This is a genomic window from Streptomyces sp. NPDC001668 (assembly GCF_042893155.1).
Taxonomy (GTDB): Bacteria; Actinomycetota; Actinomycetes; order Streptomycetales; family Streptomycetaceae; genus Streptomyces.
The window spans coordinates 623,682-646,849 of the sequence record NZ_JBIAUQ010000001.1; the positions used below are offsets into that span (position 1 = coordinate 623,682).

A 23,168-nucleotide genomic window follows, 5' to 3' on the forward strand; every position below is an offset into this window, starting at 1 on the left:
CCGTCCCACGCGTATCAATGGAACCGGAGATTCCGACGGACCGTCAGATTCCGGCTCGCGCGGCGTACCGCACCACGCCCCGTGAGGCCAGGCCGTCCGTCGGGACGCACCCCCCGTCCATCCCCACATGGCAGTCCCCACCACGGGAAGGGAACCGGATTCCATGAAAGGCAAGCGCATAGGCACGGGTGCGGCACTGGCCGTCGGCACCCTCGCGGCCGCCGGGCTCGCGTTCGCGCCCGCGGCCCTGGCCGTCACCCCGGACACCGCGACCATCGACGCGGACTGCGGCGTCTACGGAAGCGGCGAGGCCACCCTCACCGCCACCCAGGACGGTACGGCCGCCACCCTCACCGTCACCTCGGCGATCAACGCCCCGCTGGCGCTCTCCGAGGACTCGATCACCTCGACCCTCACCCTGGTCGACGCGAACGGCGGCACCGCCACCTTCACCGGTACGGAGAACCCCGCCATCGCGGCCGGCGACCCCGTCACCGTCGGTCCGCTCAGCGGCACCGTGAACTCCGGCGACAGCCTGGAGGCGTACGGCGGTTCGCTCCAGATCGTCGTCTTCGGGATCACCGTCACCTGCACGGCGACCGGGCCGCAGTCGCCCGGACCCTTCGTGTTCGACTGATCGCCCGGGCAACTCCCCCTGCTGCCGCAGAAACTGACATCTCGTCAGCTTTCTGCGGCAGTTCCATTGACTTCTCACGCAATCCACACATCAATGCCCCCTGTCGGCACAGGACTTCAGGAGCTTCCGGAGGGGGCACATCCATGGGTTCGACGACTCGAAGACGCCGTCTGGCGTCCTTTCTCGGGGCGACCGCGCTCGCGGTCACCGCGGGCGGCGCACTGGCCTGTCCGGCCGGTGCCGCCACCGACGTGGACTTCGCCACGCACTGCATCCCGCCCGCGGTCGCGGGCATCCCGCCGATCGACGGCACCACGACGGCCCGTGTCGCCGTGGACAACACCAGCCCCAAGGTGGGCGACACCGTCACCGTGACCTACACGGTGGTCAAGCCCGCCGCCAGCAACCCCACGGCCATCGCCCTGCCGGCCGACATCATGACGCCGACCGGCAAGGTCACCCTCGGCGGTGCCCAGACCGGCGCCGTGACGGTCGCGGGACCCAAGAAGAACGACCCGGTGCCGGGCAACGGCGCCTTCCCGTCGTTCTCCATGACCGGCACCTTCAAGGTCACCGCACCCGGCGCGATCACCCTCTCGCCCGGCGACTACAACATCCACACCAGCTACATCCTCGAACTCGACACCCCCTGCACGGTGATCACCCCGCCCGCCCCGGTCTCCGAGACGGTCACCGCGACGGACGCGAACCCGGTCAACCAGCGGGACATCTCGCTGGGTTCGGCCTCCGGGAAGCCCGGTGACAGCGTCACCGTCACCGGCAGCAAGTTCACCCCGGGCGCGACGGTCACCCTGGCCGGGCGGGCAGGCGGCGCCCAGACCGCGGACACGGCCACCGCGACCGCCGACTCCTCGGGCGCCTTCAGCGGCTCGCTCGTCGTCAACGACAAGACGACGACCGGTGTCGTGGCGTACGAGGGCACCGCGTGGAGCGATGCCAAGGGTGCCGGACCCAAGGCGTACGCCGTCATCGACGACACGCCCGTTCCCGCCGGCAGCCAGAAGGTCACCACCACGGTGAAGGCGGGCACCCTGTCCATGTCCCAGGCCGGGGACACCGTCAGCCTCTCGGCGGTGGACTACGGCAAGGGCGGCGCCTCGACCGGCAACCTCAACAAGGTGACGGTCAAGGACTTCCGCGGCGGTCCGGCCGGCTGGTCCCTCACCGGCAAGGTCACCGACTTCACCGGCCCCGGCGCCAAGATCGACGCCGGTGCGCTGAGCTGGAGTCCCGCCTGCGCCACCAAGGCGGGCAGCCCGAGCACGTGCCGGGCCGGTTCCGCCGGCGCGGTCGGATCCTCGGGGGCCACGCTCGCGTCCACCCCTAACTCCGCGCTCACCGGCGGTGAGTTCACCGTGGACGCCGGACTCTCCCTGAACGTGCCGGCGTTCACGCCGGTCGGCACGTACTCCGGCGTACTCACCCTCACGCTCAGCTGACCGTACGGGCGCCCGCACCCGCCCGTCCGTCCTTCTCGCACCCGTGGGGGGTCCGCACCCATGCGCAAGCTGTACGTCCTCCTCCTGAGCCTCTTCAGCCCGTTCCTGGTCGCGATCGCCGCGCCCGCGCACGCCGCCGACAACGGCAGCTGGTCCGTGTACCCCGCCGCCTCCCGGATCGCCGCGCGGCCCTACTTCTACCTCTCCGCCGATCCCGGACAGAGCATCGACGACAAGGTGGTCGTCAGCAACAAGACCGGCGAGCCGCTGACCTTCCGGCTCTACGCCGCCGACGCCTACAACACCGCCCGCGACGGCGGCTTCGCCGTGCGCACGGTCGCGGAGAAGCAGCGCGGGGTGGGGGCCTGGGCGAAGCCGGCGAAGTCCCGGGTGACCGTCCCCGCACACGGCAAGGTCACCGTGCCCTTCACACTGTCGGTGCCCGAGGGTGCCGAACCGGGCGACCATCCCGGTGCGTTGGTGGCGCTTGACGAGCGGGTCGACAAGGGCGACGGCGCGGTGGCGCTCGGCGTGCAGCGGGCCGTCGCCGCCCGGATCTACCTGCGTGTCGGCGGGCCCACCGTCCCGGCGATCACCGTCGAGGACGTCCGCGTCAGCCATCACCAGCCGCTGGTACCGGGGTTGGGGGACAGCGGTGCCACGATCTCGTACACCCTGCGCAACACCGGCAACGTGACGCTCGACCCGAAGGTCGAGCTGCGGGCGACGGGATTGTTCGGGCGTACGCTGCTCACCCGCGAACTCGCCCGGATCCCGGGGGAGTTGTTGCCGGGGCAGCGGGTGAGGCTGACCGAGCCGTGGCAGGGCTCGCCTCAACTCGACTGGGGGGACGTGAAGTTGACGGCCAGCGCGAAGGACACGCGGGAGTCGGCGAGCGCGTCCTTCTTCGCCTTGCCGTGGCTGGTCGCGGTGGTGCTGGGGGCGGGCGCAGCCGTGGGGACCGTGCTGTTCGTCAGGGCGCGGCGGGCACGGACACCGGTCGTCTAGTCACGGCCCAGGGCGCGGCGCAGGACGCCCTTCTTCGGGGCGGGGCGTTTCGCGGGAGGGGTTTCCTTCGAGGCGACGAGCTCGGCGACGGTCAGGCGGAAGTACTCGGTGAAGGTGCGCGGCTCTTCCCAGTCCGGGTGCCAGGCCTCTTCGGTGAGCTCCACCAGCCAGCTCGTCTCGGCGGTCCGGAACACGCGATGGCCGTTCTCCTCGGCGCGCCGGCCTCCCGGCCAGGTGAGGCTCAACTCCTCGGCGCGGGCCAGCGCCTGTTCCCGGCCGCCCTCCACATGGACCCTGTCCTTCAGGACCCAGTTGCTTTCGCCGTACCCGGTGTTCCGCTCGATGAACACGTACCACTCGCCCACGAGACCTCCCTCAGAGCGCGTCCGGCCCGCGCTCGCCCGTCCGGACCCGTACGACCGTCTCCACCGGCAGCGCCCACACCTTGCCGTCGCCGATCTTGCCGGTGTGGGCGGCCTTGACGATCGCGTCGATGACCGTGTCCGAGTCGGCGTCGTCGACGACCACCTCGATGCGGACCTTGGGGACCAGGTCGACCTGGTACTCGGCGCCGCGGTACACCTCGGTGTGGCCGCGCTGACGGCCGTAGCCGCTGGCCTCGGTCACGGTCAGACCGTGCACGCCGATCTCCTGGAGCGCGGTCTTGACCTCGTCGAGGCGGTACGGCTTGACGATCGCGGTGATGAGCTTCATGCCTGGGTCTTGACCTTCTGGGCGGAGGGGACGGAGGACGCGCCGACCGGGGCACCGTGGCCCAGGACGCCGTGATCGTATGCGGTCTCGGCGTGCACCGTAAGGTCCAGGCCGGTGTGCTCGTGCTCCTCGTCGGCCCGGAAGCCCATCACCTTGTCGATCAGCTTCCCGATGCCGTACGTCACCGCGAACGCGTACGTCCCCACGGCGGCCACGGCCACCAGCTGCTTGCCGAGCTGGCCGAGCCCGCCGCCGTACAGCAGGCCCTCGGTGCCCCCGGTCATCGCCTTCTCCGCGAAGACGCCGATGAGGAGGGTGCCGATGACGCCGCCGACCAGGTGGACGCCGACGACGTCGAGCGAGTCGTCGTAGTCGAGCTTGAACTTCCAGCCCACGGCGTACGAGCAGACGACACCGGCGGCGAGGCCGACGACGAGCGCGCCGAGGAGGGAGACCGAGCCGCAGGACGGGGTGATCGCGACCAGGCCCGCGACCGCGCCGGACGCTGCGCCGAGCGTGGTGGGGTGGCCGTCGCGCTTCTGCTCGACGAAGAGCCAGCCGAGCAGGCCGGTGCAGCCGGCGGCGAGGGTGTTGAGGAAGACCGCGGCGGCGAGGCCGTTGGCGCCGAGGGCCGACCCGGCGTTGAAGCCGAACCAGCCGAACCAGAGCAGGCCCGCGCCCAGGACGACCATGGGAAGGTTGTGCGGCCGCATCGCGTCCTTCTTGAAGCCGAGACGCGGGCCGAGGACGAGCGCGAGGGCGAGACCGGAGGCCCCGGAGGTGATCTCGACCGGCAGACCACCCGCGAAGTCGAGCGCGCCGAGCTTGTCCAGGACCCAGCCGCCCGGACCCCACACCCAGTGGGCGACGGGAACGTATACGAGCAGCGCCCAGACCGGGACGAACACCAGCCACGCCCCGAACTTCGCCCGGTCCGCGATCGCGCCGCTGATCAGCGCGGCGGTGATGATCGCGAAGGTGAGCTGGAAGGTGGCGAAGAGGAGGGTGGGCACGGTGCCCTGGACGCTGTCGGGGCCGAGGCCGCTCATGCCGGCGTGCTCGAGGCCGCCGATGAGGCCTGCGCCGACGTCGTCGCCGAAGGCCAGCGAATATCCGGCCGCCAGCCACACCACCGTCACCAGGGCGATCGACACGAAGCTCATCATCAGCATGTTGAGGACGCTCTTCGTGCGGACCATGCCGCCGTAGAACAGGGCCAGGCCCGGGGTCATCAGCAGGACGAGGGCGGTGGCGGCGAGCAGCCAGGCGGTGTCGCCGGTGTCGATGCCTTGGGCGGCGAGGGACATGGAGGTCTCCAACCAGGTGGGGGCTCGTCAGAGGTTCACCGGCCCGCGTTTCCGGTTGGGCACGTCGGTGTTTCCGTGATGTTTCGTTGCGTGGAGGTTTCGGGAAGCTCACCGGAACGTGGGCACTCGGGCGCCTGTGCGGCGGGGCTCTGTGGATCAGGGAGAATGGGGCACATGAGCGTTCGCAGTCAGTCATCCGAGCAGTCGGCCTCGTCGCAGGCACCCCACCGCGCCGGCTTCGCCTGCTTCGTGGGCCGCCCCAACGCGGGCAAGTCCACCCTCACGAACGCTCTGGTCGGCCAGAAGGTGGCGATCACCGCCAACCAGCCGCAGACCACGCGGCACACGGTCCGCGGAATCGTGCACCGGCCCGAAGCCCAGCTGATCCTGGTCGACACCCCCGGCCTCCACAAGCCGCGCACGCTGCTCGGTGAGCGGCTGAACGACGTCGTGCGCACCACGTGGGCCGAGGTCGACGTGATCGGGTTCTGTCTGCCGGCGAACGAGAAGCTCGGGCCCGGTGACCGTTTCATCGCGAAGGAACTCGCGGGGATCAAGAAGTCGCCGAAGGTCGCGATCGTCACGAAGACCGACCTCGTCGACTCGAAGACGCTCGCCGAGCAGCTGATCGCCATCGACCAGCTCGGCAAGGAGCTGGGCATCGAGTGGGCGGAGATCGTCCCGGTGTCGGCGACCGCGAACAAGCAGGTCGACCTGTTGGCGGACCTGCTGATCCCGATGCTTCCCGAGGGCCCGGCGCTCTACCCCGAGGGCGACCTCACGGACGAGCCCGAACAGGTCATGATCGCGGAACTGATCCGCGAGGCCGCGCTTGAGGGCGTCCGCGACGAACTCCCGCACTCCATCGCGGTGGTCGTCGAGGAGATGCTCCCCCGCGAGGACCGCCCCGCCGACAAGCCCCTCCTCGACATCCACGCCTTCGTCTACATCGAGCGCCCCAGCCAGAAGGGCATCATCATCGGCCCCAAGGGCAAGCGCCTGAAGGAGGTCGGCATCAAGTCCCGCAAGCAGATCGAGGCGCTGCTGGGTACGCCGGTCTTCCTGGACCTCCATGTGAAGGTCGCGAAGGACTGGCAGCGGGATCCTCGGCAGTTGCGGAAGCTGGGGTTTTGAGCGGAGGGTTCAGCCGGGGCTGATGGGGTCGGCAGCGTGAGCCGTGGGGGGCGAGTGCTGTCCGGTACGCCGGCCGCGCGGCGGTGGCCGCACATTGATGCAGCCTGGACCTCCATGTGAAGGTGGCGAAGGACTGGCAGCGGGATCCTCGGCAGTTGCGGAAGCTGGGGTTCTGAGTGGAGGGTTCAGCCGGGGCTGATGGGGTCGGCAGCGTGAGCCGTGGGGGGCGAGTGCTGTCCGGTACGCCGGCCGCGCGGCGGTAGCCGCACATTGATGCAGCCTGGACCTCCATGTGAAGGTCGCGAAGGACTGGCAGCGGGATCCTCGGCAGTTGCGGAAGCTGGGGTTCTAGGGGGTTGCCTCCTGCGGGGTCAGGTCCTGCAGGCCGATCACCCGCAGCAGTTGCAGGCGTTCGTACGCCTCCGTGCCCGGTCGGGCCGTGTGGACGACCAGGAGGTGGTGGTGTTCGTGGCTGACCATGACCTCGCAGTCGAGTTCCAGTAGACCGACGACGGGGTGCACGAACCGTTTCGTCGCCTTGTTGCGCTGGGACACCTCGTGTTCGTCCCACAGGCGCGCGAACTCCTCGCTGGCCGACCGGAGTTCGGCGACCAGCGCGGCCGGTTCCGGGTCGTCGGGGCGGGCCGCGGTCACCGCGCGCAGGGTGGCGACCTGGGTGCGCGCGTGGTCGGCGAGGTCCTCCTCGGGGAACAGCGTGCGCGCGGCCGGGTCCAGGAAGAAGCGCCGCGTCAGGTTGCGCTCACGTCGTGGACGGGACATCGCGTCGCCGACCAGCGCCTTCGCCATCGCGTTCTGCGCCAGCACCTCGCCGTAGTCGTTGACCACCTGCGCCGGGGTGTCGTGCAGCCGGTCCAGGATCAGCAGCAGCCCCGGACGGACATGCGCCGACCCCGTCTCGCGCCGCGGGGGCTCCTCACCGGCCAGGTGGAACAGGTGGTCCTGCTCCACGTCGGTCAGGCGCAGCGCCCGGGCCAGCGCGGTCAGCATCTGACGGGACGGGCGGGGGCCACGGGACTGTTCGAGACGGGTGTAGTAGTCCACGGACATCCCCGCCAGCTGTGCCACCTCCTCCCGGCGCAGACCCGGCGTACGGCGCCGGGCGCCCGGCGTCAGGCCCACGTCGGACGGGTTCAGGCGGGCGCGGCCGCGGCGCAGGAAGTCGGCGAGTTCGGCTCGGTTCACCCCTCCAGCGTGCGGCACCCCGTCCGGCTTATCCAGGGACTGCCGATCCCCTGATCAAGAGGTCTCTCCCGGTACATGCGCGGCCGTCCCACGCTGGTCGGGACGAGAGGAGCAGAACATGCTGACGTTGGTGACAGGTACCACGGGTCAGGTCGGCCGGCGCTTCGTGCCGAGGCTGCTGGCGCAGTCCCGGCCGGGGGACAAGGTGCGGGTCCTCGTACGGGACGCCTCGCGCGGCGAACCCTTCGCGGAGCTCGGCGCCGAGGTCGTCGTAGGAGATCTGCGGGACACCGAGGTGCTAGGCAAGGCCGTCGCCGGGGCGGACGCGGTGGTGAACGTCGCCGCGGCCTTCCGGGGCGTGCCGGACGAGGAGGCGTGGGCCGTCAACCGGGACGCGGCGGTGGAGCTCGGGCGGGCCGCGGCGGTCTCCGGGGTACGGCGGTTCGTGCAGGTGAGCACGGGTCTCGTGTACGGCACCGGGCGGGGGCGGCCGCTCACCGAGGATGACGAGAGCCGGCCCGGCGGGGCGATGTGGGGTGCCTACCCGGAGTCCAAGGCGGAGGCCGAGCGGCGGCTGCTCGCGATGGAGGGTCTGGACGTGCGCGTCGGGCGGCTGCCCTTCGTCTACGGCGAGGGGGATCCGCATCTCGCCCAGTCTCTGATGTGGGCGAAGAACTGGGCGTCGGCCCAGCGGCTGCATATGGGGCACCATGCGGATGTGGCGCAGGGGTTGCTGCGGATTCTGTACGCGCCGGGGATCTCGGGGCGTGTCTACAACATCGCCGACGACTCGCCGGTGACGGCGGTGGAGTTGCATCAGCTCAACGGGGCGGAGATTCCGGGGGAGTTGTACGAGCGGGTCGATCCTGATCCGTGGCTGGTGATCATGTCCACGGAGCGGATTCGTAGGGAGCTGGGGTATCGGGCGGTGTATCCGTCGGTTTATGCGGCTCGGGAGGCCGGAGCGTTGTGATCTGCGGGTCCGATGTGGCTTGTCGCGCCCACGCGGCGGAGCCGCACATCGATACGGCCCCGCGCCCCTGGGGAAACCTAGTCGACGCTTCTTATACGGCCCACCAGGACCGCTCCCGCCAAACCCACCGCCGCCGCCAGCCCGTACAGAACCCTGTACCCCCCTAGCTGCGTCACGATCGGTGCTGCCAACGCGGGGGCGGCCACCTGGGGCAAGGCATTCGCCACGTTGATGACGCCCAAGTCCTTGCCGCGGTCCGAGGCCTTGGGCAGCACGTCCGTCATCAACGCGAAGTCGACCGACATGAACACCCCGAGCCCGACCCCCAGCAGCGCCGCCACGATGATCGCGCTCGGCCAGGTCTGCCATACCGCGAGCAGGGCCGTGGCCACTGCCATCAGCACCCCCGACCAGCGCACGAACGGCTTGCGGCGGCCCACGCGGTCGGACCAGACGCCGCCCACGACCACCGTGGCCAGCAGCGCCACGCTGTCCACGGCGGTCAGGATCAGCACGCCCTGCTCGGGGTCGTGGTGGTGGAGGCGGTCGCGCAGGTAATAGAGGAGGTAGAGGATCACCAGCGCGTTGCTGAGGTTGATCAGGAAGCGGGTCAGCCAGGCCCAGGCGAAGTCCGGGTACCGGCGCGGGCTCAGCCAGAAGCCGCGCGCGAACGACCGCCAGGACCAGGGCGGCCGGTCCGTCACCGGCAGGCTGAGATCCCGGTGGCGCAGCACATACGGCAGCACCCCCGCCAGCGTGAACACCGCGCAGGCCGCATAGCCCGCCGCGATGCCGCCCGCCGCGGTCGCGAGGCCCGTGCCGACGACCGCGCCCAGGATCTGCGCCGCCCCGATCCAACCGCCCACCGCTCCCCGCTGGAGCCGGGGCACCCGGTCCGGCACGGCCGCCGTGACCGCCGCGAAGGCCGCGTTCAGGGTCAGCTGGACCAGGCACCAGCCGAGCGTCATGAGCCACAGCCCGTGCGCCCCGGCGAGCACCAGCAGCGACAGCGCGCCGCCCGCCGCACCGGCCACGATCCACGGGCTGCGGCGGCCCCAGCGGGCGGTGGTGCGGTCCGACAGCGCGCCGAAGAACGGGTTGGCCGCCAGGGACACCACCGCGCCCACGCCGGTCACCCACGCCAGCAGCGTCTCCTTCGACATGCCGGTGCCGGGCGCGAAGTCCTCCGCCTGCCGGGCGAGCAGGATCTGGAGCGGGCCGTACCAGCCGACCCAGATGGCCACGTTGGCGAGGGAGAGGGACGCGGTCCAGCCCTTGCCGACCCGGTCGACGGGTTCGGCCAGAGCGGTGCTCACCTCTGTGCCCTGAGCAGCTCCTGGTACCACGCGTACGACGCCTTCGGGGTCCTTCGCTGCGTTCCGAAGTCCACGTGCACCAGTCCGAACTGCTGCACGTATCCCTCCGCCCACTCGAAGTTGTCCATCAGCGACCACACGAAGTACCCGCGTACGTCCACGCCTGCCTCGACCGCCCTGTGCAGGGCGCGGATGTGGCCGTCCAGGTAGGCGATCCTGGCCTGGTCGTGGATGCCTTCGTAGGAGCAGCCGTTCTCGGTGATGACGACGGGCGGGAGCCGGTCGCCGTAGCGCTCGCGCATGCCGGTGAGGAGTTCGGTCAGGCCCTCCGGGACCACCGGCCAGCCGAAGTCCGTGACCGGGACGCCCTCGATCTCCTGCACGGAGAAGGGGAGTTCGGCGGGGATGGTCAGGCCGCCGAACTCGATGTCCTCGCCCTGGGGGGCGCCGACGCGGGTCGGGGCATAGTAGTTGACCCCGTAGAAGTCGAGCGGTTCGCTGATGATTTTGAGGTCGGCGGCGACGTCTCCCGGCATCAAGTCGCCCAGTCCTGAGGGGTATTCGCCCAGGAGGACCGGTTCGGCGAACAGGCGGTTCAGGAGCAGGTCGTAGAAGTCGGCCGCCTCCAGGTCCGGTTGCTCCTGGGAGGCCGGCCAGGTCGGGCCGTGCGAGTTGGCGATCCCGATGTCCGTGGCGCCGGACGCGCGCAGTGCCTGTACGGCCAGGCCGTGGCCCAGGAGCTGGTGGTGGGCGGCGGCCAGCGCGTCGAACATCAGCTGCTTGCCGGGGGCGTGGGCGCCGAGCGCGTGGCCGAACAGGGTGTGTTCGGCGGGCTCGTTGAGGGTGATCCACTTCTTGACGCGGTCGCCGAGCCGGTCGGCCACGAGGGACACGTACTCGGCGAACCGGGACGCGGTGTCCCGCTCCAGCCAGTCGAGCGTGACCGGCAGGTCCCAGTGGAAGAGGGTGGGGACCGGCCGTACGCCCGCCGCGACCAGTTCGTCCACGAGACGGTCGTAGAAGTCCAGGCCGCCGGGGGAGTTCACCCGCGGCCAGGAGACCGAGAAGCGGTACGCGTCCACGCCCAGCCCTGCCAGCAGGGACACGTCCTCGCGGTAGCGGTGGTAGTGGTCGCAGGCCACCGCGGCCGTGGAGCCGTCCTTCACCCGGCCCGGCTCGGCGGTGAAGACGTCCCACACGGACGGCTCGCGCTCGTCGGCCGCTCCCTCGATCTGGTGGGCCGAGGTCGAGACACCCCACAGGAAGCCGGCCGGGAACCGGGGGATCGCATGCTCTTGAGTCGCCATGCGCCGGATCATGGGTACCGGCGGGTAGGGAAGTCAACGGGCAGGCGTGAACAAGCAGTTACGCGCCCTCTTTGAGTACCTTCGAGATCAGTTCCCGCTGCTCCTCGGTCAGCCGGGGGTCGGCCGCGTAGACCGTCCTCCCGTCCACGGTGATCTCGTAGCTGAAGCCGTCCGGGACCCCGATCGGCGGGGTGCCCCGGCCCGCGGCGACCGCCTTCTCGGCCAGGGCCCGCCATTCACGGGCATCGGGCCGCCCGGAGGTGTCGACCTCCTTGTGCCGCTCGATGCCCGCGAACCCGCCCGTGCGCCTCACCTGAATACGCATGGGTCCCTGTCTAGTACGGACTCACAGAATCCGCACCCCGACCTGCTCCCAGGCCTTCGACACGGCCTGGAGTTCGTCGCCGCCGTCGCCGAAGCGCTCGCGCGCGGCCTTGACGGTGAGCTTTGCGAAGTCGTTGAACAGCGCGCGGTCGCTCAGCTCGCCGCCGGTGAGGACGTCGTACCAGATCTGGCCCGCGCGCTCCCAGGCGTGGCCGCCGAGGGCGGTGGCGACCAGGTAGAACGCGTGGTTGGGGATACCGGAGTTGATGTGCACGCCGCCGTTGTCGCGGCCGGTGCGGACGTAGTCGTCCATGGTCGCGGGCTGCGGGTCCTTGCCGAGCACGTCGTCGTCGTACGCGCTGCCCGGTTCCTTCATGGAACGCAGCGCCTTGCCGGAGACGCTGGGCGCGAGCAGGCCCGCGCCGATCAGCCAGTCGGCCTCGGCGGCGGTCTGGCCGAGCGTGTACTGCTTGATGAGCGAGCCGAAGACATCGGACATCGACTCGTTGAGGGCGCCCGGCTGGCCGTAGTAGGTGAGGTTCGCCGTGTACTGCGTGACGCCGTGGGTGAGTTCGTGGCCGATGACGTCGATCGGGATGGTGAAGTCGAGGAAGATCTCGCCGTCGCCGTCGCCGAACACCATCTGCTCGCCGTTCCAGAAGGCGTTGTTGTAGTTCTCGTCGAAGTGGACGCTCGCGTCGAGCGGGAGGCCGTCGCCGTCGATCGAGTGGCGGGCGTAGGCCTTCAGGTAGAGGTCGAAGGTGGCGCCGAGACCGGCGTAGGCGCGGTTGACGGTGGCGTCCTGGCCGGGCTCGGAGCCCTCGGCGCGGACCTTCTCGCCCGGCAGGTCGCCCTTGTGTCCGGCGTCGTAGATCGTGCGCAGCGGCTGGTCCGACGGTGCCTTCGCCGTCGGCGCGGCCGCGAGGCCGAACTCGGTGGTGACGCGGCGGCGGCCGCGCAGCTCGCTGTCGCGCATCAGGGTGCGCCGGGCGGGACCGGAGAGTGCGGGGTCGTCGTTCCTGGCCAGCCTGTCGAGGACGTGTGGCGGTACGACGGTGCAGAAGACGGGCTCGAAGCCCCCGTTGGTCGTCATGCCCGGCACCCTTGCACTGAGTCATGACCGTGTCACTAGTCGCAACCATGATTGGTGAAATATACGGACAGGGAGGCGCACGCTCCGTGACGAAGTGGTATAGCGCACTTTTTGTCCCCTTCGCTCCCCTGGTCCCGCATACTGATACAGCGCCCCGCACGGAGAGCGGCTCCGCTAGCATTCTGCGCATCATGCGTTTCGGGCTGCTTCTTCTTAGCTGCCGCGGCGAGGGCCTGTAGTCCAGGTCGACTCCCTCCCCGCGGAGCTTCGCGTTGCGTGTCGGCCGTCCTTTCCGGACACCCTGAGGAGCCCCGCAATCATGGCGAACCGCCAGCAGCCCAGCACCATGCCGATCCACAAGTACGGCCAGTACGAGCAGGTCGACATCCCGGACCGCACCTGGCCGAACAACCGGATCACCGTCGCCCCCCGCTGGCTCTCCACCGACCTGCGTGACGGCAACCAGTCCCTGATCGACCCGATGTCGCCCGAGCGCAAGCGCCGGATGTTCGACCAGCTGGTCAAGATGGGCTACAAGGAGATCGAGGTCGGCTTCCCGGCCTCGGGCCAGACGGACTTCGACTTCGTACGCTCGATCATCGAGGAGCCCGGGGTCATCCCCGACGACGTCACGATCTCCGTACTGACCCAGGCCCGCGAGGACCTGATCGAGCGGACCGTGGAGTCGCTGAAGGGCGCCAAGCGGGCCACCGTCCACCTGTACAACGCCACGGCTCCCGTCTTCCGCCGCGTGGTCTTCCGCGGCTCCAAGGACGACATCAAGCAGATCGCCGTCGACGGCACCCGCCTGGTGATGGAGTACGCGGAGAAGCTGCTGGGCCCCGAGACCGAGTTCGGCTACCAGTACAGCCCCGAGATCTTCACCGACACCGAGCTGGACTTCGCGCTGGAGGTCTGCGAGGCGGTGATGGACGTCTACCAGCCCGGTCCGGGCCGCGAGATCATCCTCAACCTGCCCGCCACGGTGGAGCGTTCGACGCCGTCCACGCACGCGGACCGCTTCGAGTGGATGCACCGCAACCTCTCCCGCCGCGAGCACGTGTGCATCTCGGTCCACCCGCACAACGACCGCGGTACCGCCGTCGCCGCCGCCGAGCTGGCGCTGATGGCCGGCGCCGACCGCGTCGAGGGCTGTCTGTTCGGACAGGGCGAGCGCACCGGCAACGTCGACCTGGTCACCCTGGGCATGAACCTGTTCTCGCAGGGCGTCGACCCGCAGATCGACTTCTCCGACATCGACGAGATCCGCCGGGTGTGGGAGTACTGCAACCAGATGGAGGTCCACCCGCGCCACCCGTACGTGGGCGACCTGGTCTACACGTCCTTCTCCGGCTCCCACCAGGACGCCATCAAGAAGGGCTTCGACGCCATGGAGGCCGACGCCAAGGCCAAGGGCGTCACCGTCGACGACATCGAGTGGGCGGTCCCGTACCTGCCGATCGACCCCAAGGACGTCGGCCGCTCCTACGAGGCGGTCATCCGGGTCAACTCGCAGTCCGGCAAGGGCGGAATCGCGTACGTCCTGAAGAACGACCACAAGCTGGACCTGCCCCGCCGGATGCAGATCGAGTTCTCCAAGCTCATCCAGGCCAAGACGGACGCCGAGGGCGGCGAGGTCACCGGCTCCGACATCTGGGCGGTCTTCCAGGACGAGTACCTGCCCAACCCCGAGAACCCGTGGGGCCGTATCCAGGTCAAGAACGGCCAGTCGACCACCGACACCGACGGCGTGGACACCCTGAAGGTGGAGGCCACGGTCGACGGCGTCGACACCGTCCTGACCGGCTCGGGCAACGGTCCGATCTCCGCGTTCTTCGACGCGCTGTCCAAGGTGGACATCGACGCCCGGCTGCTGGACTACCAGGAGCACACGATGAGCGAGGGCGCCTCCGCGCAGGCCGCCTCCTACATCGAATGCGCGATCGACGGCAAGGTTCTCTGGGGAATCGGTATCGACGCGAACACGACGCGTGCGTCACTGAAGGCGGTCGTCTCGGCCGTCAACCGGGCCGCTCGATAATCCCTCTGACCGGGGGTTTCGGGGCCTTGATCGCTGTATACGGCGATCAAGGCCCCGTCGTTTATCGGCCATCGGCCCGTGAAGGTCACGAGCAGGTCTCGTCCAGGGTGCTGACTCCACCTCTCTCATGTGGCTAACATCACGCAAGCGCGGCGATGTTGCCGCGGGGTTACGCGGAGGTGTGACGTGCTGCCTGGACGGGGACGAAACGGCCGTGCTGCCAGGCCTGCGCGCCTCATGGGCACCCGTACCGCGTGGACGACCGTCGGCGACGGCGAGTTCTTCTGCCCCGGATGCGGAGGCGACCGCAACTACCAGCGCCTGACCGGCCGTCGACGCCTGGTCCTGCTGGGCGTGCCGGTGCTGCCGCGCGGCGACACCGGCCCGGTCGTGGAATGCGCGGCCTGCCGACGCCACTTCGGCATGGACGTCCTCGACCACCCGACCACGACCCGTTTCTCGGCGATGCTCCGCGACGCCGTCCACACCGTCGCGCTCGCCGTCCTCGCGGCGGGCGGCACCTGCTCGCGCACCTCCCTCGAGGTCGCGGCCGCCACGGTCCGCGCGGCCGGCTTCGACGACTGCACGGAGGACCAGCTGGAGGCCCTCGTCGAGGCCCTCGCCGAGGACACCGGCCGGGTCTACGACCGCCCCTGCGGAGCAGGCCTCGCCATAGAGCTCCACGAGGCCCTCGACCCGCTCGCCCCCCACCTCGCCCCGGCCGGCCGCGAGTCGATCCTCCTCCAGGCGGCCCGGATCGCCCTCGCGGACGGCCCGTACACCCCGGCGGAACGGGACGCGCTGTCGACGGTGGGCACCGCCCTGACGATCTGCGCGGACGACGTGCCCCGGCTGCTGGCGGCGGCACGGACGCCGTCGTAGGCCGACGGATCCGCAGGCGTCGTAGCACCGGACCGATACGTCTCCGCACCGGTTCCCGGGCACAATCGCTCTCCCGTACGTGTACAGACGAAGTGAGGGAGAGCGCGTGAGGCAGGGCATGCGCTGGGCGTTGGTGGCGGCTCTGGACGTCCTGGCATTCGCGGGAGTCTTCCTGCTCTTCTACGCGGCCGACATTCCGCTGCTGCCGACGGACGACGACAACCGCGTGGCCGTCGCTGTCGCGGCCGCGACCGTTGCGGCGACCGTGGGCGGCACGTGGGGCGCGTGGTGGGTGCCGAGAGCGGAGAGGGACAGGGCGGAGCAGGTACCGGCCGGGGCACGCGTAGAACTGCCGAACGCGACGGTCACCGTCCATGGGGCCGCCGTAGCCGAAGCCCCGCCCTCACCGCTGGTGCGCATGGGTGACCTGCCCCGTGAACCCCTGGGCTTCCAGCCCCGTGTGGACCTCCTCACCGAACTGGCCCTGGCCGCCGGGCGCGAGAGCCTGACGGTGGTCCACGCGGTGACCGGTGCCCGGGGCGTGGGCAAGACCCAGCTGGCCGCGGCCTACGCCAGGCGCCGTGTCGAGGAGGGCTGGGCCGTCGTCGCCTGGATCACCGCGGAGAACAGTGGGCAGCTCGTCTCCGGCCTGGCCGAACTCGCCGATCAACTGGGTGTGCGGGATCCGGCGGACGATGCCGTCAAGGCCGCGCGTGCCGCGCTGACCTGGATCGGCCGCAATCCGGACCCGTGTCTCATCGTGCTGGACAACGCGACCGACCCGGACGAGGTGGCGGGCTGGCTGCCCACCACCGGCCGGGCCCAGGTCGTGGTCACGGCCACGTCGCAGGCCTTCCAGAACCTCGCCGGGGCCTTGGTGGACGTCACCGTCTTCTCCGAGGAAGAGGCCCTGGCCTTCCTGCGGCTTCGCACGGGAGCCGCATCGGACGACGGGGCGGCCGAACTGGCCGAGGAACTGGGGCGGTTGCCGCTCGCCCTCTCCCAGGCCGCGCAGGTCATCCGGCAGCGGGGCACCGGCTACCGGGCCTACCTGGCGAGACTGCGGACGTTCTCGCTGGAGTCCGTGCTGGACAAGGTGCCGGGTGAACGCTATCCGCACCGGGTTGCCGAGGCCATGCTCATCGCGGCGGAACAGGTCGAGGACCGCAACCCCGGCCTGCCGGTCCGGACCCTGTTGGAGACCCTGTCCGTCCTCTCGCCGGCCGGCGTCCAGAAGGACCTGCTGTACGGGGCGGTACGGCAGCTGGGAGCGGACGACCCCACTGCCGCGGAGGACGCGCTCGGCGTGCTGGCCCAGGCATCCCTGGCCACCGACACCGGGGCGGACGCCGTCAGCATGCACCGGCTGGTGCAGCGGGTGGTGCGGGAGCGGGCCGGGGACGGTCTGCGGGCGGTGGTGGCAGGCGTGGCGCGGTACCTGGAGGACGAGCTGGTGCCGAGCGCCGAGGCCTGGGAACGCCGCGAGTACGGTGGCCAACTGGTCGATCAGATCGATGCGTTGTGGCGGTCGGCGAACCGGGCCCTGTCATCGTACGGAGAGGAGGAACTGAGCTGCCTGCTGCGGCTGCGCCGCTGGGCCGCGCACGGACATCTCGCCGAAGTCGGGGGCGCCACACGGGCGCTGGCCCTGGCAGGAGAGACGAGCGGTGACTGCGTGGCCGCGCTGGGAGAGGAGGCCGCGGCAACCCAGTTCGCCCTGGAGACCGAGGGCGACGTGTGCGAATGGGCGGGGCGCACCGAACGGGCCATCGCCGTACGCAGCAGGCTGATGGAGCTCAAGGCGCGGTCTCTGGGACCCAACGACGAGTACACGCTGGTCGCGCGCTGGGACCTCGCCAGGTCGTACGACGAGGCCGGACGGTTCGCGCTCTCGGTTCCGCTGTACGAGGAGCTGGAACGGGACGTGCGGCAACTGCTCGGCGCCGACCACGCCGATGCCCGTGACGTGCTCGCCGACCTGGCCAAGGCGTATGCGGCCGCGGGCCAGCTGAGTGTGGCGAGGCGCCTCGTGGAGCGGATGAACGCCGAATGGACCTACCAGCCCGCGGAGTCCGAACCGAGCCTACGGTCGTGGCAGAGTCTGGCCGACGGCTACGCGTCCATCGGCCGGTGGGAAGAGGGGGCCGCGCTGCTGTGGCGTCGGCTTCTGCAGCGACAGGTCACCGCGGGCCCGGACACGCCGGAGATCGTCTGGACGCGGAACAGCCTGGCCCACAAGTATCTGGAGGCAGCCCGGTTCACCGACGCGCGGTTCTGGGCCAAGTACGCGCTGCGCGACGCCGAGCGGGTCTTCGGAGCACGATCCGCCGATACGACCACGATCCGTGCCACCGTCGCCGTCTGCCTTCAGCGGCTCGCCCGGTACGAGGAAGCGGTCGCGCTCTTCCGGCAGGTGGTGGAGGAACGCCTGGACCATTACGGCCCGGAGCATCCGCGCACCCTCGCCGCACGCCGTGACCTGGTGTGGTCGATCGACGACGCGGGGCGCAGCGACGAAGCGTACGGAGAGCAGACCTTACTGCTGGCCGATCACGAGCGGTTGCTGGGCAAGGATCACCCGGGGACCTTCGAAGCGCGCCGGTTCCTCGTTCAGCTGTGCATCCGCACCGGCCGCATACGCGAGGCCATCGAGACGGCTCGCACGGTTCTCTCCGAGCACGAGAGCGGCTACGGAGCCCATCATCTGCAGACCGTCGGTGTCCGGCTCGTCCTGGCCGAGGCACTGACCGCCGCCGGACGTCACGACGAGGCCGTCTCCCTGTTGACGCAGATCCTGTCCGACACCGCCCGGAATCTGAGCAGCGGTCACCGCCATGCCTTCACCGCGCGGAGTGAACTCGCGGGGGTTCTGCTCGCGCGCGGTGACCTGGCGGAAGGCCGCGCGCTGTGTGAGGAGAACCTCGCGGAGAGAACCAGAATGTTCGGGGAGGACCACATCAGCGTCGTCTGGGCCCGGGGTGCCCTGGCGCACGCGCTGCTCAGGTCCGGGCTGCATGATGAGGCTCTCGCTCTGTATCAGGGGGTCGCGGAGGAAGTCACCCGCGTCTTCGGCCACCAACACACCTATGCGAGGCTCGCCCGCCGCTGGCTGGCGCGCGCTTACGGCGAGGCGGGACATTACGCGGAGCGCCTGGACATGGCCGAAGCGGACTCTCCTGCGAGCCGTTTCCCGGAGGGCAGGGACGACCTGCTGACGCTGGCCGCCCGTACCGAGGAGGCGGACGCGCTCGTGGACGACGGACACAAGTCGGCTGCGCGGTGGCGGAGGCGGGATCTGCACGGCAGATACGTACGCCTGCTGGGGCCGGACCATCCGAACACGATCGGTCGGCTGGCCGACATGGCCGGTGACTACCGGTCGATACAGCGCCGCTTCAAGGCACTTCGCCTCCGGCGTCGGGTGCTGCGGGCGCACGAACTCAGATCGGGCCGTACGAGTCCGGACTCCGTCAATTCACGGCGTCAGATGGGACATGCGTACGGCTCCGTCGGGCTCCGGCCCCTCGACGCCGTGATCCAAGGGCGCCTGCTGGACGACATGATCGCGGAGTACGGCCCCGACCATGTGGACACATGGACCCAGCGAGCCCACTGGGCCGAGGCGCTCCGGCGCTGCGGCCGCCTGTGCGCGGCGATGGAGATCGCGCGTGTCCATGTCGAGGACCATGAACGGCGCTTCGGTGAGGACCATCCCTGGACCCTCGATGCCCGCCGCTTCGCCGCGGCCACGGCGCGCCGTACAGGCCGTGTCCGCACCGGCCTCCGCGAGTACGAGGCCCTGCTCGCCGACCGCGTGCGCGTTCACGGCCCTGACCACGTGTTCACCTGGGAGGCGCGCGTCGACCATGCTCGGGCGGCGCTGTGGGCGCTTCACCCGCACCGCGCGGTGGTCCTGCACGAGGCCGTCATCCTGGAGGCCCAGCGCCTCTTCGGCCTTCACTCCCGCCAAGTGGAGAAGCAGTGGCCGCGTCACGTCCTCCTCTGCCTCGCCACCGGCCACTGGCGTCGCGTTCCCGCCGCCCTCCGACTGCGCCCGCAGTACTCCCCCGGGAGTAACGGCGCACTTCCGCCACCCCCGGCAGTAGCCCCCCAATCGCCCTGACGCCCGACGATTCGCCCCCTCCCCGCCGGGAGTCTGGAACCGACACAGACACCCGAACCGGAGGGAGGCCCCTTCCTGGTGCGGACCTACCTGGTCACCAGCGCCGCCGTCGCCCTGCGCCGCAAGGTGTGGTGGCCGGGGCCGCTGTCCCGGGCGCCCGAGCCGCCCGTACCGGCCGAGCGGCAGCGGGAACCCGTGTGACGAGGTCGGTCCTGGGCGCCCTTCCCTCCCGGAAGGGCGCCCTCCGCGACGAAGATGAATCCGTGCAGCAGATCACCGGACCCCGGCTCGGCGAGCGGATCATGGCGGCGGTCAACCGCGACCCGCGCACCGCCCCGCACGGCACCCGCAACGACGCCCTGCTCGCCGTCGCGCTGGCGGCGGCGGCCGTCTGCCTCGGCCTGTTCACCGACGAGGCCCGCAGCCCGGACGCCCTCGGCTGGACACTGCTGCTCGCCGCCCATGTACCGATCGTGTGGCGGCGCCGCCGTCCCCTGCCGGTGCTGGCCGCGGTGGTGGCGCTGATCGTGCCGTACCACGCATTCGAGTACAACCACCTCGCCCCCACCCCGGTCGCCTACGTCGCCCTCTACACGGTCGCCGTCACCGGCCGCCCCCTGCGGACCGTCCTGACGGGCGCCACCGTCCTCACCGTCTCCACGAGCGTCATGCTCACCGTCAGCGCCCACCAGGCCGTCGAACTGCTGCGGACCTCCGGCTGGATCATCGCCGTCCTCTTCTGCGGCATCGACGTCCGCTACTACCGCCAGTACGTCGCCTCCATCGTCGAACGCGCCGTCCGCGCCGAACGCACCCGCGAGGAGGAGGCCCGCCGCCGGGTCGCCGAGGAACGGCTGCGCATCGCCCGCGACCTGCACGACCTGCTCGCCCACAGCATCACCCTGATCGGCGTGCAGACCTCCGTGGCCGCGCACGTCCTGGCCGCCGACCCCGAACGCCTGGACCGGGAGGCGGTCGCGGGGGCCCTCGACGACATCGCCGAGACCTGCCGGACCGCGCGCGGCGAACTCCGTACGACCCTGGAGGTGCTGCGCGAACACGGCCACCCGGACAGCCGCGACCCGCTGCCCGGCCTCGACGGCCTGCCCGACCTCGTCGCGGCGGCCCGCCTCGCCGGTGCCCGCGTCGAACAGGACCTGCGCATCCGCGCCGATCCGCCGCCCGCCGTCGGCGCCGCCGCCTACCGCATCGTCCAGGAGGCGCTGACCAACGCGGTCCGGCACGCGGGCCCCGAACCCGCCGTACGCCTCAGGCTGTACGACGAACCGGGCGCCCTCAGGGTGTCGGTGACCGACGACGGCACCGGGCCCACCCCCGGGCACACTCCCGGCTTCGGACTGGTCGGAATGCGGGAGCGGGCCCGCAGCGTCGGTGGCACACTCGACGCCGGACCACGGCCGGACGGCGGGTTCGAGGTGACGGCGGCGCTGCCGCTCGCCGTGGGGGAGGGAACCGTTTGACCATCCGCGTGCTGCTCGTCGAGTCGGCGCGGGACATGGAGGTCGTGGGAGAGGCGGGCAGCGGCAGGGAGGCCGTGGAGGCGGTCCGGGGCACGCGGCCCGACCTGGTGGTCATGGACATCCGCATGCCCGACCTCGACGGCATCGAGGCGACCCGGCTCATCGCGGCCGACAAGGAGCTCGCCGGGGTGCGGGTACTCGTCCTGACGACCTACGACACCGACGAGAACTTCGTCGAGGCGCTGCGCGCGGGCGCCTCCGGCTTCCTCGTGAAGGACACCCGCCCGGCCGAACTCCTCGACGCCATCCGCACGGTGGCCGCCGGCGAGGCACTCCTGTCCCCCGGACCGACGGCCCGGCTGATCGAACGGTTCCTGCGCGGCCCGACGGTACCGGTGGCGGGCGGCGGGCCCGAGTGCCTCTCCGACCGGGAGCGCGAGGTGCTGGCCCTGGTCGCTCGGGGCCTCAACAACACCGAGATCGCCGCCCAGCGGCGAATGACGACCCTCCCGAGCCGAAGGGACAGCGTGCCGACCGCCGGCCAAGAGCCTCTGTCGGATCAGTCGCCGGTCGTGCCGTCGAGCATCTCGCGCAGGATGTCCAAGTGCCCGTTGTGGCGGGCTGTCTCCTCGGTGAGGTGGAGGAGGATCCAGCGCAGGTCGACATGGAGACCGTCGCGGACAGCCCGCTCGGCCTTGGTGTCCAGGCTGGTCCCGGCGACCAGTTCGCGGTAGCGGGTGCTCTGTTCAGCGTATTCGTCGAGCAATTGCGTCAGCGGGAAGTCGACCGCGATACGCATCTCGCGGTCGGGGTCTTCATCGGTCCAGGGGCCCCGGTCCTCCTCGCCGAGGAAGACCACCTGGAACCAGTAGTACTCCACCCACCGGAGGTGGTTGATCACTCCGCTCATGGTCATCAGCGGTGACCCCGGCAGGAGCGACTTGCGGGCGTTCTCCGCGGAGACGCCATCACACTTGGCGTGGGCCGTGCCACGCGTGTAGTCGAGAAACCTGGTGAGCTGGGTGCGCTCGTCCCACTCGGGCGGTGTGTCATCGATTCTGGTCATCGCGCGAAGCGTCCCCGATCCGGCGACCGTTGTCGAAGCAATTATCGACGGGCCTCAACGACGGACCTCAACGACGGGCCGCCCGGCATGATCCACCGGACGGGGGTCGTTCTACAGCAGCCCGGCCCCGGCCAGGAACCCACCCACCAGCTCCACCTCCGCCGCCGACAACGGCACCTGCGGCTCCGCTGTCACCGGGCAGTCGATCACGCCCCGCAGGTGCAGGGCCGCCTTGAAGGCGCCGAGGGCCGATGACGAAGCGCTCATGCGGGCCGGGTCGCCCACGGTGACCATGCCGAACAGGGCGCACAGGCGCTCCTGTTCGGCCCGGGCCGCCTCCCGGTCGCCCGTACGGCACAGGCGGTCGAGGCGGACGTAGCCCTCGGGGTCGACGTTGGCCAAACCGGGGACCGCGCCGTCCGCGCCGATCAAGAGGGCTGCGTCGATGATGAGTTCGGAGCCGGTCAGGACGCTGAAACCGGTGATGGCGCCCGCGACGACCTTGCGGAACCCCGCGAGGTCACCGCTGGAGTCCTTGAGGCCGGCCAGTACGCCCTCGGCGGCGAGGTCCAGGACCACGTCCGCGGGGAGCTTGGTGTGGACACCGCTCGGCAGGTCGTACGCGATGACCGGGACCGGGCTGCCGGCGGCGACCATGCGGTAGTGGCGGGCGATCTCCCGCGGATGGGTGCTCGTGTAGAAGGGCGCCGTGACGACGACCGCGTCGGCGCCCGCCGCCGTCACCGCCCGCACATGGTCCAGGACCCGGGCCGTCGTCATGTCGATCACCCCGGCCAGCACCGGGAGTTGCCCCCCGACGTGCCTGGTCACCGTCTCCACCACCAGCCTGCGCTGGGCGTCCGTCAGAAACGCCACCTCGGACGTCGTACCGAGCACGAACAGGCCGTGCACCCCGGCCGCGACCAGATGGTCGACGAGCCTGAGCAGCGAGGGCACGTCCACCTCGCGGTCCGGTGTCAGCGGCGTGCAGACGGGCGGGACGACACCGGTCAGCGGGGCGGGAAGGGTCATCGGGGCTCCTCGGGGCTCCTCGGGATCGGCCGTCCACTGATCCTCCCGCAAAGGGTGAGGGGGCGCC

At 70.6% G+C, this 23,168-nt stretch carries 20 protein-coding genes and 1 pseudogene; 11 read left to right on the forward strand and 10 right to left on the reverse strand.

All coding sequences use genetic code 11. The features are described from left to right. Nucleotides 1-163 precede the first annotated feature (163 nt). From ACFYZ8_RS02785 to ACFYZ8_RS02795, 3 genes are all read left to right on the forward strand, one after another. On the forward strand, nucleotides 164-637 hold the full coding sequence (locus ACFYZ8_RS02785) for a hypothetical protein (RefSeq protein WP_359037371.1): 474 nt from the start codon (nucleotides 164-166) through the stop codon (nucleotides 635-637). A gap of 143 nt (nucleotides 638-780) precedes the next feature. Further along, nucleotides 781-2,097, forward strand: coding sequence for a beta-xylosidase (locus ACFYZ8_RS02790; protein WP_388536802.1), 1,317 nt, complete (start codon nucleotides 781-783; stop codon nucleotides 2,095-2,097). A gap of 60 nt (nucleotides 2,098-2,157) precedes the next feature. Continuing rightward, entirely contained in the window at nucleotides 2,158-3,105 is a 948-nt protein-coding gene (locus ACFYZ8_RS02795; protein ID WP_388536804.1) for a WxL protein peptidoglycan domain-containing protein, read from the forward strand. Here ACFYZ8_RS02795 and ACFYZ8_RS02800 read toward each other — a convergent pair. Genes ACFYZ8_RS02800 through ACFYZ8_RS02810 form a run of 3 tightly spaced genes read right to left on the reverse strand, consistent with a single transcriptional unit; the run spans nucleotide 3,102 to nucleotide 5,126 of the window. Then, nucleotides 3,102-3,470 carry a hypothetical protein gene (locus ACFYZ8_RS02800; RefSeq protein WP_388536806.1) on the reverse strand — a complete coding sequence of 123 codons (369 nt, stop codon included), beginning with the start codon at nucleotides 3,468-3,470 and terminating at the stop codon, nucleotides 3,102-3,104. The genes ACFYZ8_RS02795 and ACFYZ8_RS02800 overlap by 4 nt on opposite strands. A gap of 10 nt (nucleotides 3,471-3,480) precedes the next feature. Continuing rightward, the gene (locus ACFYZ8_RS02805; protein ID WP_355738542.1) at nucleotides 3,481-3,819 is read right to left on the reverse strand and encodes a P-II family nitrogen regulator; all 339 of its coding nucleotides are present in this window, start codon (nucleotides 3,817-3,819) and stop codon (nucleotides 3,481-3,483) included. Beyond that, nucleotides 3,816-5,126 (reverse strand): ammonium transporter, encoded by a 1,311-nt coding sequence (locus ACFYZ8_RS02810; protein ID WP_388536808.1) that lies wholly within the window; start codon nucleotides 5,124-5,126, stop codon nucleotides 3,816-3,818. Before ACFYZ8_RS02810 ends, ACFYZ8_RS02805 begins: the two co-directional genes overlap by 4 nt. A gap of 165 nt (nucleotides 5,127-5,291) precedes the next feature. Between ACFYZ8_RS02810 and era the strand changes: the two genes are divergently transcribed. After that, nucleotides 5,292-6,260 carry a GTPase Era gene (gene era, locus ACFYZ8_RS02815; RefSeq protein WP_388536810.1) on the forward strand — a complete coding sequence of 323 codons (969 nt, stop codon included), beginning with the start codon at nucleotides 5,292-5,294 and terminating at the stop codon, nucleotides 6,258-6,260. A 348-nt stretch (nucleotides 6,261-6,608) separates the two neighbouring features. Here era and ACFYZ8_RS02820 read toward each other — a convergent pair whose 3' ends face one another. Next, a complete protein-coding gene (locus ACFYZ8_RS02820; protein ID WP_388536812.1) occupies nucleotides 6,609-7,463 on the reverse strand; it encodes a helix-turn-helix transcriptional regulator in 855 nt (284 codons plus the stop codon). Nucleotides 7,464-7,581: 118 nt separating this feature from the next. On the opposite strand from ACFYZ8_RS02820, the gene ACFYZ8_RS02825 reads away from it, so the two are divergent. Continuing rightward, on the forward strand, nucleotides 7,582-8,436 hold the full coding sequence (locus tag ACFYZ8_RS02825; protein WP_388536813.1) for an NAD-dependent epimerase/dehydratase family protein: 855 nt from the start codon (nucleotides 7,582-7,584) through the stop codon (nucleotides 8,434-8,436). Between the two features lie 77 nt (nucleotides 8,437-8,513). On the opposite strand, the gene ACFYZ8_RS02830 is transcribed toward ACFYZ8_RS02825, so the two are convergent. From ACFYZ8_RS02830 to ACFYZ8_RS02845, 4 genes are read right to left on the reverse strand one after another with little or no spacing between them, the layout of a single operon-like run. Beyond that, nucleotides 8,514-9,752, reverse strand: coding sequence for an MFS transporter (locus ACFYZ8_RS02830; RefSeq protein ID WP_388536815.1), 1,239 nt, complete (start codon nucleotides 9,750-9,752; stop codon nucleotides 8,514-8,516). Continuing rightward, entirely contained in the window at nucleotides 9,749-11,071 is a 1,323-nt protein-coding gene (locus ACFYZ8_RS02835) for a GH1 family beta-glucosidase (protein WP_389049722.1), read from the reverse strand. Before ACFYZ8_RS02835 ends, ACFYZ8_RS02830 begins: the two co-directional genes overlap by 4 nt. Nucleotides 11,072-11,117: 46 nt before the next feature. Further along, nucleotides 11,118-11,384 (reverse strand): protealysin inhibitor emfourin, encoded by a 267-nt coding sequence (locus ACFYZ8_RS02840; protein WP_359037350.1) that lies wholly within the window; start codon nucleotides 11,382-11,384, stop codon nucleotides 11,118-11,120. A 21-nt stretch (nucleotides 11,385-11,405) separates the two neighbouring features. Then, nucleotides 11,406-12,476 carry a M4 family metallopeptidase gene (locus tag ACFYZ8_RS02845; RefSeq protein WP_388536818.1) on the reverse strand — a complete coding sequence of 357 codons (1,071 nt, stop codon included), beginning with the start codon at nucleotides 12,474-12,476 and terminating at the stop codon, nucleotides 11,406-11,408. Between the two features lie 319 nt (nucleotides 12,477-12,795). Here ACFYZ8_RS02845 and leuA point away from each other — a divergent pair, with 319 nt between their 5' ends. The 6 genes and pseudogenes from leuA to ACFYZ8_RS02875 form a co-directional block, all read left to right on the forward strand. Then, nucleotides 12,796-14,517 carry a 2-isopropylmalate synthase gene (gene leuA, locus ACFYZ8_RS02850; RefSeq protein ID WP_388536819.1) on the forward strand — a complete coding sequence of 574 codons (1,722 nt, stop codon included), beginning with the start codon at nucleotides 12,796-12,798 and terminating at the stop codon, nucleotides 14,515-14,517. Nucleotides 14,518-14,703: 186 nt separating this feature from the next. Then, the gene (locus ACFYZ8_RS02855; protein WP_359037344.1) at nucleotides 14,704-15,399 is read left to right on the forward strand and encodes a TerB family tellurite resistance protein; all 696 of its coding nucleotides are present in this window, start codon (nucleotides 14,704-14,706) and stop codon (nucleotides 15,397-15,399) included. 106 nt (nucleotides 15,400-15,505) lie between these two features. Further along, nucleotides 15,506-19,522: a tetratricopeptide repeat protein gene (locus ACFYZ8_RS02860; protein WP_388536821.1), complete on the forward strand. Its 4,017-nt coding sequence runs from the start codon at nucleotides 15,506-15,508 to the stop codon at nucleotides 19,520-19,522. Nucleotides 19,523-19,600: 78 nt separating this feature from the next. Further along, on the forward strand, nucleotides 19,601-19,723 hold the full coding sequence (locus tag ACFYZ8_RS02865) for a hypothetical protein (RefSeq protein WP_388536823.1): 123 nt from the start codon (nucleotides 19,601-19,603) through the stop codon (nucleotides 19,721-19,723). Next, nucleotides 19,720-21,003 (forward strand): sensor histidine kinase, encoded by a 1,284-nt coding sequence (locus tag ACFYZ8_RS02870; protein ID WP_388536824.1) that lies wholly within the window; start codon nucleotides 19,720-19,722, stop codon nucleotides 21,001-21,003. Before ACFYZ8_RS02865 ends, ACFYZ8_RS02870 begins: the two co-directional genes overlap by 4 nt. Before the next feature lie 35 nt (nucleotides 21,004-21,038). Next, nucleotides 21,039-21,492 (forward strand): annotated as a pseudogene (locus tag ACFYZ8_RS02875) (response regulator); the annotation flags it as partial. A gap of 70 nt (nucleotides 21,493-21,562) precedes the next feature. On the opposite strand, the gene ACFYZ8_RS02880 reads toward ACFYZ8_RS02875, so the two are convergent. Then, a complete protein-coding gene (locus tag ACFYZ8_RS02880; protein ID WP_359037340.1) occupies nucleotides 21,563-22,069 on the reverse strand; it encodes a DinB family protein in 507 nt (168 codons plus the stop codon). A gap of 111 nt (nucleotides 22,070-22,180) precedes the next feature. Then, nucleotides 22,181-23,101 (reverse strand): dihydrodipicolinate synthase family protein, encoded by a 921-nt coding sequence (locus ACFYZ8_RS02885; RefSeq protein ID WP_388536826.1) that lies wholly within the window; start codon nucleotides 23,099-23,101, stop codon nucleotides 22,181-22,183. Between the last annotated feature and the right edge of the window lie 67 nt (nucleotides 23,102-23,168).